This window comes from Actinoplanes sp. NPDC051388, from assembly GCF_055586225.1.
On sequence record NZ_JBVJIP010000014.1, the window covers coordinates 33882 to 44907 of the forward strand.

The 11026-nt window shown below is 71.6% G+C and carries 11 protein-coding genes; 8 read left to right on the plus strand and 3 right to left on the minus strand.

Going from position 1 to position 11026, the window contains the following annotated elements:
• Nucleotides 1–10 precede the first annotated feature (10 nt).
• Both ACZ6TI_RS30885 and ACZ6TI_RS30890 read left to right on the plus strand, forming a co-directional pair.
• Nucleotides 11–721, plus strand: a complete 711-nt coding sequence (locus tag ACZ6TI_RS30885) for a class I SAM-dependent methyltransferase (RefSeq protein WP_465348700.1) — start codon at nucleotides 11–13, stop codon at nucleotides 719–721.
• Nucleotides 718–1143: a GtrA family protein gene (locus ACZ6TI_RS30890; protein WP_465348701.1), complete on the plus strand. Its 426-nt coding sequence runs from the start codon at nucleotides 718–720 to the stop codon at nucleotides 1141–1143. The genes ACZ6TI_RS30885 and ACZ6TI_RS30890 overlap by 4 nt, the downstream gene beginning before the upstream one ends.
• Here ACZ6TI_RS30890 and rfbB read toward each other — a convergent pair.
• Together rfbB and ACZ6TI_RS30900 are read right to left on the minus strand one after the other, a co-directional pair.
• Entirely contained in the window at nucleotides 1076–2053 is a 978-nt protein-coding gene (gene rfbB, locus ACZ6TI_RS30895) for a dTDP-glucose 4,6-dehydratase (protein WP_465348702.1), read from the minus strand. The two genes, ACZ6TI_RS30890 and rfbB, sit on opposite strands and share 68 nt — an antisense overlap.
• Nucleotides 2050–3117 (minus strand): glucose-1-phosphate thymidylyltransferase, encoded by a 1068-nt coding sequence (locus tag ACZ6TI_RS30900; protein WP_465348703.1) that lies wholly within the window; start codon nucleotides 3115–3117, stop codon nucleotides 2050–2052. Before ACZ6TI_RS30900 ends, rfbB begins: the two co-directional genes overlap by 4 nt.
• Nucleotides 3118–3150: 33 nt before the next feature.
• Here ACZ6TI_RS30900 and ACZ6TI_RS30905 point away from each other — a divergent pair, with 33 nt between their 5' ends.
• The 6 genes from ACZ6TI_RS30905 (at nucleotide 3151) to obgE (ending at nucleotide 10027) form a co-directional block, all read left to right on the plus strand.
• Nucleotides 3151–3960: a TIGR03936 family radical SAM-associated protein gene (locus ACZ6TI_RS30905; RefSeq protein WP_465348704.1), complete on the plus strand. Its 810-nt coding sequence runs from the start codon at nucleotides 3151–3153 to the stop codon at nucleotides 3958–3960.
• Nucleotides 3961–4094: 134 nt separating this feature from the next.
• On the plus strand, nucleotides 4095–7058 hold the full coding sequence (locus ACZ6TI_RS30910) for an Rne/Rng family ribonuclease (RefSeq protein ID WP_465348705.1): 2964 nt from the start codon (nucleotides 4095–4097) through the stop codon (nucleotides 7056–7058).
• An 87-nt stretch (nucleotides 7059–7145) separates the two neighbouring features.
• Nucleotides 7146–7649: a hypothetical protein gene (locus tag ACZ6TI_RS30915; protein WP_465348706.1), complete on the plus strand. Its 504-nt coding sequence runs from the start codon at nucleotides 7146–7148 to the stop codon at nucleotides 7647–7649.
• Nucleotides 7650–7824: 175 nt separating this feature from the next.
• Nucleotides 7825–8139 carry a 50S ribosomal protein L21 gene (gene rplU, locus ACZ6TI_RS30920; protein WP_465348707.1) on the plus strand — a complete coding sequence of 105 codons (315 nt, stop codon included), beginning with the start codon at nucleotides 7825–7827 and terminating at the stop codon, nucleotides 8137–8139.
• A gap of 12 nt (nucleotides 8140–8151) precedes the next feature.
• Nucleotides 8152–8421 (plus strand): 50S ribosomal protein L27, encoded by a 270-nt coding sequence (gene rpmA / locus ACZ6TI_RS30925; protein WP_465348708.1) that lies wholly within the window; start codon nucleotides 8152–8154, stop codon nucleotides 8419–8421.
• Nucleotides 8422–8506: 85 nt separating this feature from the next.
• Nucleotides 8507–10027, plus strand: coding sequence for a GTPase ObgE (obgE, locus tag ACZ6TI_RS30930; protein WP_465348709.1), 1521 nt, complete (start codon nucleotides 8507–8509; stop codon nucleotides 10025–10027).
• Here obgE and trpS read toward each other — a convergent pair.
• Nucleotides 10016–10999, minus strand: coding sequence for a tryptophan--tRNA ligase (gene trpS, locus ACZ6TI_RS30935; protein ID WP_465348710.1), 984 nt, complete (start codon nucleotides 10997–10999; stop codon nucleotides 10016–10018). The two genes, obgE and trpS, sit on opposite strands and share 12 nt — an antisense overlap.
• Between the last annotated feature and the right edge of the window lie 27 nt (nucleotides 11000–11026).

Genomic DNA, 11026 nt, shown 5'->3' on the forward strand with positions numbered 1-11026 from the left:
AGGGGATCCCATGGATGCCTCGGACATCCAGATGCTGGCCGACGTCGAGGACCGGCACTGGTGGTTCCAGGAGCGCCGGGCGATCCTCGCGCGCTGGCTGCGCGATCTGGTGCACGCCGGTGGCGTGCCCGGAGTCGCCCTCGACATCGGCGCGGCGGCCGGTGGCAACACCAGGGTGCTGCGCCGGCACGGGTGGCGTCCGATCGCGCTGGAGTACAGCGTGGACGGCGCCGAGGTGGCCGCGCGGCGCGGGCTCACCGCGGTGCGCGGCGACGCCACCGGCCTGCCCGCCGCGGCCGCCACGATCGACCTGGTCACCGCGTTCGACGTGATCGAGCACATCGAGGACGACTACCTCGCGCTGGCCGAGATCCGCCGGGTCCTCCGGCCGGGCGGGACATTGCTGGTCACCGTGCCCTGTGACATGCGGCTGTGGTCCGCGCACGACGTGGCCAGTCACCACTTCCGCCGCTACGACCGCGACGGCCTGCGACGCGCGGTGGTCAAGGCCGGGCTCGAGGTGGACGAGCTGTGGAGCTGGAACGTGCTGCTCCGACCGGTCGTGCGGCTCACCCGGCGGCGGGCCACCGGCAACGAGCTGGCGCTGCTCCCGGCCCCGGTGAACGCCGCCCTGCGCGCGGTGGTGTGGGCCGAGCGCCACCTGCCCGTGCGGTCGCTGCCCGGCGTCTCGCTGATGCTGCGCGCGCACCGGCCCCGATGACGACGCTCACCCGCCTGGCCGCCGACCGCCGGGTCCGGTACGTGGCGGCCGGCGGGTTCAGCGCCGTCCTCTACTACGTCGTGTTCGCGGCCGGATGGCTCACCCTGTCCCGCTGGATCCCCTACCTGCTGCTCGCGGCGCTGACCAGCACGTTCTGCGCGGTGGCCACCTACCCGATCTACCGCTGCGTCGTCTTTCGCACCGGCGGCCCGGTGATCGGCGGCTTCCTGCGTTTCTACGCGCTCTGCCTGTGGGCGCTGCTGTTCAGCCTCGGCGGCCTGTGGACGCTGGTCGAGGTGCTGGGTCTGCACGTGCTCGTCGCGCAGGCGGTGATCATGCTGCTCGGGCCGCTGATCAACTACCAGGCGGGGCGGCTGTGGGCGTTCCGGCCCACCATTGCGGATGCTCGCGATACCACGTGACGGTGTCCGGGAGGCCGCCGGTGAAGTCGATCTCCGGGGCGTACCCGAGGGCTTGGATCTTGGTGATGTCGACCGAGTAGCGGCGGTCGTGGCCGAGGCGATCCGGCACGTGGTCGATGCGGGTGCGGTCCGCGCCGCAGGCGTCCAGCAGCAACCCGGTCAGCTCGAGGTTGGTGAGCTCGGTGCCGCCGCCGATGTTGTAGACCTCGCCCGGCGCGCCCTTGGCCAGCGCGATCCGGATGCCCCGGCAGTGGTCGGCCACGTGCAGCCAGTCCCGCACGTTGCGGCCGTCCCCGTAGAGCGGCACGTTCCGGCCGGTCAGCAGGCGCGTGACGAAGTGCGGGATCACCTTCTCCGGGTGCTGCCGCGGGCCGTAGTTGTTCGAGCAGCGGGTGATCCGCACGTCCATGCCGTAGGTGCGGTGATAGGCCAGGCAGAGCAGGTCGGCGCCCGCCTTGGCCGCGGCATAGGGCGAGTTGGGCCGCAGCGGATCCGTCTCCGGCCACGAGCCGTGCTCGATCGACCCGTACACCTCGTCGGTGCTGACCTGCAGAAACGTTGACACGTTGGCGGCCCGGGCAGCGTCCAGCAGGGTCTGCACGCCGAGCACGTTGGTGCGCAGGAAGGCGGTCGGGTCGGCGATCGAGCGGTCCACGTGCGTCTCGGCGGCGAAGTTGACCACCACGTCCACGCCCGGCATCACCCCGGCCACCAGATGCGGGTCCGCGATGTCGCCGGGCACGAACTCGAAGCTGCCGCAGCCGTCCAGGTTGGCCCGGTTGCCCGCGTAGGTCAGCTTGTCCAGCACCGTCACCGTGGCGCCCTCGAAGCCGGGCGCGGCGCCGGTGGTCAGGTCGCGGACGAACTGGGATCCGATGAAGCCGGCGCCGCCGGTGACCAGGATTCTCATCCGCGCAACCGGACCGTGCTGTGGTCGCCGATCACCAGCTGGTGGGTGTTCGGCGCCCGCCGGGCCGGCGTCACCGAGACGCCCTTGCCGATCAGCGAGGCCTCGATCCGGGACACGCCGCGCACGGTCGAGTCGTTCATGACGATCGAATACTCGATCTCCGCGTCCTCCACCACGCAGCCGGCGCCGATCGAGGTGAACGGGCCCAGGTACGACCCGACGATCTTGGTGTCCGCGCCGACCACCACCGGCCCGCGCAGCACCGAGCCCTCGACCACCGCGCCCGCCTCGATCACCACCCGCCCGGTCACCTCGGTGCGCGCGTCGACCGACCCGTGGACGCCGGTCTCGATCGACTCCAGCACGATGCGGTTGCACTCGAGCATGTCCCGCACCCGCCCGGTGTCCTTCCAATAGCCGCTGATCAGGTGCGAGTGCACGTGGTGGCCGTGGTCGATCAGCCACTGCACGGCATCGGTGATCTCCAGTTCGCCGCGCGCGGACGGGCGGATCGCGCGGACCGCGTCGTGCACCGCCGCGGTGAACAGGTAGACGCCCACGATGGCCAGATCGCTCGCCGGGTCGTCCGGCTTCTCCGCGAGCCCGACGATCTGCCCGCTGCGGTTGAGCTCGGCCACGCCGTACGAGCGGGGGTCGTCCACCGGCGTGAGCAGGATCTGCGCGCTGTAGTCGCCCTCGCCGAACGCGGTGACCAGCTCCTGGATGCCGCCGACCAGGAAGTTGTCGCCCAGATACATGACGAAGTCGTCGGCGCCGAGGAAGTCGCGGGCGATCAGCACACAGTGCGCAAGGCCCAGCGGAGCCTCCTGCGGCAGATAGGTCACCCGCAGGCCGAACTGCGCGCCGTCGCCGACCGCGGCCCGGATCTCGGCGCCGGTGTCGCCGACCACTATGCCGACCTCCTCGATGCCGGCCGCCCGGATCGCCTCCAGGCCGTAGAACATCACCGGCTTGTTCGCGACCGGGAAGAGTTGTTTGGCCGAGGTGTTGGTCAGCGGGCGCAGCCGGGTGCCGCGGCCGCCGGCGAGGACGAGTGCTTTCATGCCGCGCTCAACGATCCGGAGTGCGGTGCGATGATGGGGCTTCCCTCCCGAACAGGAGTCGCTCCCATCGCCAAGAACCAGCCGGTCGGCGGTCAGGCCCCGATCGTCCAGCGGATCCGGATCCGTTATGCCAAGCGCGGCCCGCTGCGTTTCACCTCGCACCGGGACTTCGCCCGCGCCTTCGAGCGTGCGCTGCGCCGTGCCCTGGTGCCCATCGCGTTCTCCCAGGGCTTCACCCCACACCCCAAGATCTCGTACGCCAGCGCCGCGCCCACCGGCGTCGCCAGCGAGGCGGAATACCTGGAGATCGGCCTGCAAGCCGCGGTCGACCCGGCCGAACTGGTCGCCGCCCTGGACGCGGCGCTCTCGCCCGGCCTGGACGTGCTGGACGCCGTCGTGGCCCGCGAGGGCACCAGCCTGGCCGAGCGGATCGACGCGTCGAAGTGGCGGATCGAGCTGCCCGGGGTCACCCAGGAGATCGCCGCGGCTGCCGTCAGTGACTTCCTCAGCGCCGAAGAAGTGCTGGTCGAGCGCATGACGAAGCAGGGACGGCGCTCGTTCGACGCGCGGGTGGCGGTCGTCTCCTGCGCCGTGGCGGACGAGTCTGGCGCACCTTCCGGGGCGGTTGCCACACCGTGTGCGATACTCGACCTTGTCGTACGGCAGGTCACGCCCGCCGTCCGACCCGATGATGTCTTGTCCGGCCTGCGCGTGGTGGCCGGCCTGGAGCCGCCGGCGCCGCCTCGTGTGACGCGCTTGGCCCAGGGTTCACTCACCGCGCAGGGGGAATTCGTCGATCCGTTGGACGCGGATCGCGAGGACGCACCCATCGGAGGGCGCTAGCCGATTCGGCTGGCGTCCGTCGGCAGACTTCGGGTACTCGTCCGTCGCACAGACGGAGGAGCTCCGAAAAACTTGCGGCGACCCTGCGTGGCAGCGCTCACCCGCGCCCGGGGTTGCCAGAACTGGAGAGCGCCATGCTCGATAACGAGCCCCCGAACGATTCGGGAGACCTGAATTCGGCAGAGCGCGGTGAACGGGACGTGGCATCCACCACGGCCGCCGAAACCGCCGAGCCCACTACACCTGTGCGCCGCACCCGTGCGCCGCGCCGGAAGGCGGCTGCCGCGCCGCCGCCCGCCGAGGAGGCGGCCGCCGCGCCGCCGCCGGCCGAGGAGCCGGCTGCCGAGGCGCCCGCCCCGGCCCGCCGTCGCCGTAAGGCCGCTGCTCCGGCCGCTGCCGCACCCGCCGAGCCGGCGGCGGAGGAAGCAGCACCGGAGAAGCCGGTCAAGACCACCCGCAGCCGTCGCAAGAAGGCGGCCGAGCCGGTCGCGGAGCTCCCGCCGCCCCCGGTGATCGAGGAGGCCGAGGAGGCCGAGGAGCCGGCCGCGGCCGAGACCCCGATCCCGATCATCGGCGTGCTGCCCCTGGACGACGAGCTCATCGAGGAGGAGCCGGCCCCGCGTGCCCGGGCCACCGCGATCCCGGCCGCCGTGCTGTTCATGCCGCCCGAGGTGGTGGAGGCCCAGCCGCCCGCGCCGCGCCGCCGCAGCCGCCGCGCTGCCGCCGCCGAGCCGGTCGAGGCCGTCGAGGCCGCCCCGGCTCCCGCCGCGGAGGCCGAGGTCGCGGCCGAGCCCGAGGCCGACGAGCCGCCCCGCAAGACCACCACCCGCCGCCGTCGCCGCGGAGCCGCCGAGGCCGAGCCGGTCGCCGAGGTCGAGACCCCGGCCGACACGCCGGTGCTGGACGAGATCGACGAGAGCGCCGACGACGTCGAGGACAACGCCGACGAGGACGGCGACGAGCTGGACGAGAACGGCGCCCGCCGCCGCCGGCGTCGCGGTCGCCGTGGCCGTGGCCGCGGCAAGGGCCCGGCCGAGGACGGCGAGGACGCCGAGGCCTCGGACGGCGAGCCCGCCGCCGAGGGCGACCCGGAGGATGACGAGTCGGACGAGGGCGACGGCGTCACCCGGCGCCGGCGTCGCCGCCGGCGCAAGGGCGCCGGTGGCTCCGAGGACGCCGGTGGCGTCGAGGACGGCGTGCACACCGTGGTGCGGGTCCGCGAGCCGCGCACCCGCAGCGACGAGGTGCAGGGCGTCTCCGGCTCGACCCGGCTGGAGGCCAAGCGCCAGCGCCGCCGGGACGGCCGCGAGCAGCGCCGCACCCGCCCGCCGATCCTGAGCGAGTCGGAGTTCCTGGCCCGCCGCGAGGCGGTCGACCGGGTGATGGTCGTGCGGCAGAAGCCGGATCGCACCCAGATCGCCGTGCTGGAAGACGGCGTGCTGGTCGAGCACTACGTGTCCCGGTCCACCTCCGGCACCATGGTCGGCAACGTCTACCTGGGCAAGGTGCAAAACGTGCTGCCCAGCATGGAGGCGGCGTTCGTGGACGTCGGCCGGGGCCGCAACGCGGTGCTCTATGCCGGCGAGGTCAACTGGGACGCCACCGGGCTGGAGGGCCGGGCCCGCTCGATCGAGCAGGCGCTGCGCTCCGGTGACTCGGTGCTGGTGCAGGTCACCAAGGACCCGATCGGGCACAAGGGCGCCCGGCTGTCGAGCCACATCGCGCTCTCCGGCCGGCACCTGGTCTACGTGCCCAACGGCAACGCCTCCGGGATCAGCCGCAAGCTGCCGGACAACGAGCGCAAGCGCCTGCGGGACGTGCTGAAGAAGCTGGTCCCGGACGGCGCCGGTGTGATCGTGCGGACCGCGGCCGAGGGCGCCAGCGAGGACGAGCTCGCCCGGGACGTGAAGCGGCTGCAGGCGCAGTGGGAGGACATCCAGGCCAAGGCCGCCGGCGGGCACGCCCCGGTCGCCCTGTCCGAGGAGCCCGACCTGGTCATCCGCGTGGTCCGCGACCTCTTCAACGAGGACTTCCGCGATCTGGTCGTGCAGGGTGACCAGGCATACGGGGAGATCGAGAACTACCTGAACTCGGTCTCGCCGGACCTGGTGGACCGGCTGCACCGGCACACCGGCAGCGCGGACGTCTTCGCGGACAAGCGCATCGACGAGCAGATCCTGAAGGGCCTGGACCGCAAGGTCTTCCTGCCCTCCGGCGGTCACCTGGTGATCGACCGCACCGAGGCGATGACCGTGGTCGACGTGAACACCGGTAAGTACACCGGGGCCGGCGGCAACCTCGAGGAGACGGTCACTCGCAACAACCTGGAGGCGGCCGAGGAGATCGTGCGTCAGCTGCGGCTGCGCGACCTCGGCGGCATCGTGGTGATCGACTTCATCGACATGGTGCTGGAGAGCAACCGCGAGCTGGTGCTGCGGCGGCTCACCGAGTGCCTGGGCCGCGACCGCACCAAGCACCAGGTCACCGAGATCACCTCGCTCGGCCTGGTGCAGATGACCCGCAAGCGGATCGGCGCCGGCCTGCTGGAAGCGTTCAGCGAGACCTGTGACCACTGCAAGGGCCGCGGCCTGATGATCCACACCGAGCCGGTGCCGGAGAAGCGCTCGTCCGGCGCGGTCAACCAGGTGAAGGCCGTCGCGGCGGCCACCACCAAGGAGACGCCGCCGCCGGCCACCCGTTCGCGGCGCCGCCGTGGCGGCGAGCCGGCCCCCGAGCCGGAGGTCGTCGAGGTCGAGGCCGAGGTCGACGACATCGTCGAGGAGGAGCCCGCGGCGGAGGAAACCCCGGTGGCCATCGTTGCCGACGTGCCGCCGCAGGTGGCCGGCTCGGGCATCGTGGGGAGCGCCCCGCCCGCGGCGGTGACCGCCGGCGAGAGCGACGACGACTACGACATGAGCGGCTACGACCTGTCCCGCTACGAGTCGAACGGATCGAACGGCTCGGGCCCGCTGGCCGGCGCCGACGACCCGGACGCGGCGGACGACGAAGAGGACGACGAGGACGAGACCGTGGGCGCCGGTGCCGCCGGCCGGCGGCGTTCACGGCGGGGTGGCACCCGGCGGCGCACCCGCCCTTGAGGCTTTCGGTAAGGAAAGTTAACAAGTAACCATCGACATCGGCTACTCTTCGGGGCGCCCGCCCGTGACGCCCCGAGGAGTTCCCCGATGCGACGCCTTCTTGTCGTGCTGTTCGTGCTGGCCGTGGCCGGTTGCTCGAGCGCCGAGGAGACGCCCCCGCCGCCCCCTGCCGCCGGGCCGGCCTCCGCCTCGGCGCCCGCCGGAAGTTCGAGCGTCGCCCCGACCGCGAGCGCCGCGGACGCGGACAAAGCGCTCTCCGGGAACACCAAGGCGATCTGCGCCCAGGCGACCCGGGTGAGCACCCAGTTCGCCGCCACCTTCGCGCAGGATCTCAAGCTGATCATCGACGCCGCGGCGTCGTCCGAGCCGGCCGCGAGCGAGCAGGCGAAGAAGAAGACCAGCCGGGACGTGGAGAGCTATTCGTTCGCGCTGGCCGACATGTCGAAGCTGGTCGACGACCCGGCGGTCAAGAAGGCGCTGGCCGACATGAGCAAGCAGGTCACCGCGCTCAAGGGCGACCCGACCAAGATCGATGCGTCGAAGCTCGAAAAGATCAGCGGCACGCTGGATGAGGCGTGCGGCACTGCGTAACCCCCAGTTTGGGTTCCGGAAGGCCGATGAAGTAGTCTTGCCAACGGCGCTTTTGCAGGTGCCCGTTTCCCGTGCGGTCTCAAGGATCGTTGTGAGGCCGAGCCGGGACCCCCGAAGGTTTTTACATCCGCCAGCAGCGCACTGGGCTGCACAAGTGTCAGGGAGTCCGCGTCCGATGTACGCGATCGTCAAGACCGGCGGCAAGCAGTACAAGGTTGCCGAGGGCGACGTGATCGAGGTCGAGAAGCTCGCGGGTGTTCCCGGCGACTCGCTGACGCTCGCCGCGGTCCTCCTCGTCGACGGTGACAACCTGGTGACCGATGCGGCCAAGCTTGCCAGCGTGACGGTGTCCGGCGAGATCGCCGAGCACACCAAGGGTCCGAAGATCCGGATCCACAAGTTCAAGAACAAGACCGGTTACCACAAGCGCCAGGGGCACCGTCAGCCGCTGACCCGCGTCAAGGTGACCGGCATCTCCAGCGGGAAGTAGGGGGGCGTAACCATGGCTCACAAAAAGGGTGCTTCCAGCTCGCGGAACGGCCGTGACTCCGCCGCTCAGCGGCTCGGCGTCAAGCGTTTCGGCGGTCAGCTGGTCAACGCGGGCGAGATCATCGTGCGGCAGCGTGGCACGAAGTTCCACCCGGGCGAGCTCGTCGGCCGCGGCAGCGACGACACGCTCTTCGCGCTGGCGCACGGCAACGTGCTGTTCGGCATCAAGCGCGGCCGCAAGACGGTCAGCATCGTGCCTGCCGCGGTAACCGCGGACAACTAGCTTTCTCCACAGCGGGCCGCGGGACCTCAGGGTCCGGCGGCCCGCTCTGCTATTTAAGGACTTGGGCTTTGTCAGGAGTACCGAGATGACCACGTTCGTCGACCGGGTTGTGCTGCACCTGCAGGCGGGTGACGGCGGCCACGGCTGTGTCTCGGTGCGCCGCGAGAAGTTCAAGCCGCTCGGCGGTCCGGACGGCGGCAACGGCGGCCACGGCGGCGGCATCACGCTCGTCGTCGACCCGCAACAGCACACGCTGCTGGACTTCCACTTCCGCCCGCACATCAAGGCGTCCAGCGGTGTCGGTGGCATGGGCGCCAACCGGGACGGCGCGAACGGCGACGACCTGGTGCTCAACGTGCCGGACGGCACGGTCGTGCTGACCAGCGACGGCGAGGTGCTGGCCGACCTGGTCGGCGCCGGCGCCACCTTCGAGGTCGCCCGCGGTGGGCGCGGCGGGCGGGGCAACGCGTCACTGGCCAACACCCGGCGCAAGGTCCCCGGGTTCGCCGAGCTGGGCGAGCCGGGCGACAGCCTCGACGTGGTGCTCGAGCTGAAGAGCGTCGCCGACGTCGGCCTGGTCGGTTTCCCGTCGGCCGGCAAGTCGTCGCTGATCTCGGTGATCTCCGCCGCCAAGCCGAAGATCGCCGACTACCCGTTCACCACGCTGGTGCCCAACCTGGGCGTGGTGCAGGCCGGCGAGCACACCTTCACGGTCGCCGACGTGCCCGGGCTGATCCCCGGCGCGGCCACCGGCAAGGGCCTCGGCATGCAGTTCCTGCGGCACATCGAGCGCACCTCGGTGCTGGTGCACGTGCTCGACGCGGCGGCGCCGGAGATCGAGCGCGACCCGCTGGCCGACCTGGACGCGATCGAGGCCGAGCTGGCGGCCTATGGCGGGCTGGAGGATCGGCCGCGGATCGTGGTGCTGAACAAGATCGACATCCCGGACGGGCGGGACCTGGCCGAGATGGTCAAGCCCGACCTCGAGGCCCGGGGCTACCAGGTGCTGCTGGTCAGCGCGGTCACCCGTGAGGGGCTCAAGGAGTTCACCTTCGCGCTGGCCGAAGCGGTGGCGGCGAACCGGCTGGCCACCGCGCCGGCCGAGCCGACCCGGGCGATCGTCCGCCCGCGGGCGGTGGACGAGAAGGGCTTCACGATCGAGAAGGACGCCGACGGCGTCTTCGTGATCAAGGGCATCCAGGTCGAGCGCTGGATCAAGCAGACCAACTTCGACAACGACGAGGCCATCGGTTATCTGGCCGACCGGCTCGATCGCCTCGGCGTGGAGGCGGCGCTCGGCAAGCAGGGCGCGCAGGCCGGCGACCCGGTGCGGATCGGCACGCAGGAGTTCGACTGGCAGCCGAACGCGGGGGAGTACGTGACCGGCCCGCGCGGCACCGACATCCGCCTCGAGGAGCAGAACCACCGGCCCACCGCCGCGCAGCGCCTGGCCGCCCGCAAGGGACGGCGCAGGCGCTCCGACGACGAGTTGCTGCACATGTCGGCGGACGGCACGGTCACCACGATGGCGAACGCGTCCCGTCCGGTGCTCGTCGAGGATGACGACGACGATGAGGATGCCCCGGACCAGCCGCTAGCCGAGTAGGCCGATCGCGCGCTTCGCCCTGCGTACCGTGGCGGAAGCGGTGGGGCGCACCCGCTCGCGCCCCGCCGCGAGCACCGAGTCGACGTAGCCGGGGTCGGCCACCAACTCGGCGTGCCGCGCCCGGATCGGCGCGAGGACCGCCTCGACCGCGTCCGTGACCGAGCGTTTCAGCTCGCCATAGGACGTGAACGGCCCGACCGGCCCGGCGCCGAGCTCGGACAGGATGGTCAGCAGGTTCGTCACGCCCGGCTGGGCCACCGGATCGTGCCGCACCACGCCGACGGTGTCCGTCACCGCCCGCGCGATGGTCCGGCGCACCTGCTCCGGCAGGTCGAGGAGCCCGATCCGCCCGGCGCCGGCCGCGCCGCTCTTGCCCATCTTGGCGGTCGGATCGGCGAGGTCCATCACCCGCGGCGCGGACTCCGGCCGCACCCCCTCGGGCACCACGAACGTCTCGCCGTAGCGCTTGTTGAACCGCAGCGCGACGGCCCGGGCCAGCTCGAGATGCTGGTTCTGATCGTCACCGACCGGCACGTGGCAGGTGTCGTAGAGCAGGATGTCCGCCGCCATCAGCACCGGGTAGGTGAGCAGGCTGAGCCGCACCGGCCCGCCGCCGGCCGACTTCTCCTTGAACTGGATCATCCGGGCCGCCTCGCCGAAGCCGGTCGTGCACTCCAGCAGATAGTGCAGTTCGGCGTGCTCGGGCACCTGGGACTGCACGAAGAGCGCGGTCCGATCGGGGTCGACGCCGGCGGCGAGCATCACCGACGCTTGTTCCCGGGTGAGCGCGCGGATCCGCGCGGGATCGTGCTCGATGGTCATCGCGTGCAGGTCGGCGATCATCGCGATCGACAGCGCCGACCCCTGCGCCGCGATCAGCGGCCGCATGGCGCCGATCAGATTGCCCAGTTGCAGGTGCCCGGTGGGCTTGAAACCGGTCAGGCGGGTGGTCCGGGTCTGGGTGATGGTCACGGTAGGTGTCCTTTCTGGGGTACGCGG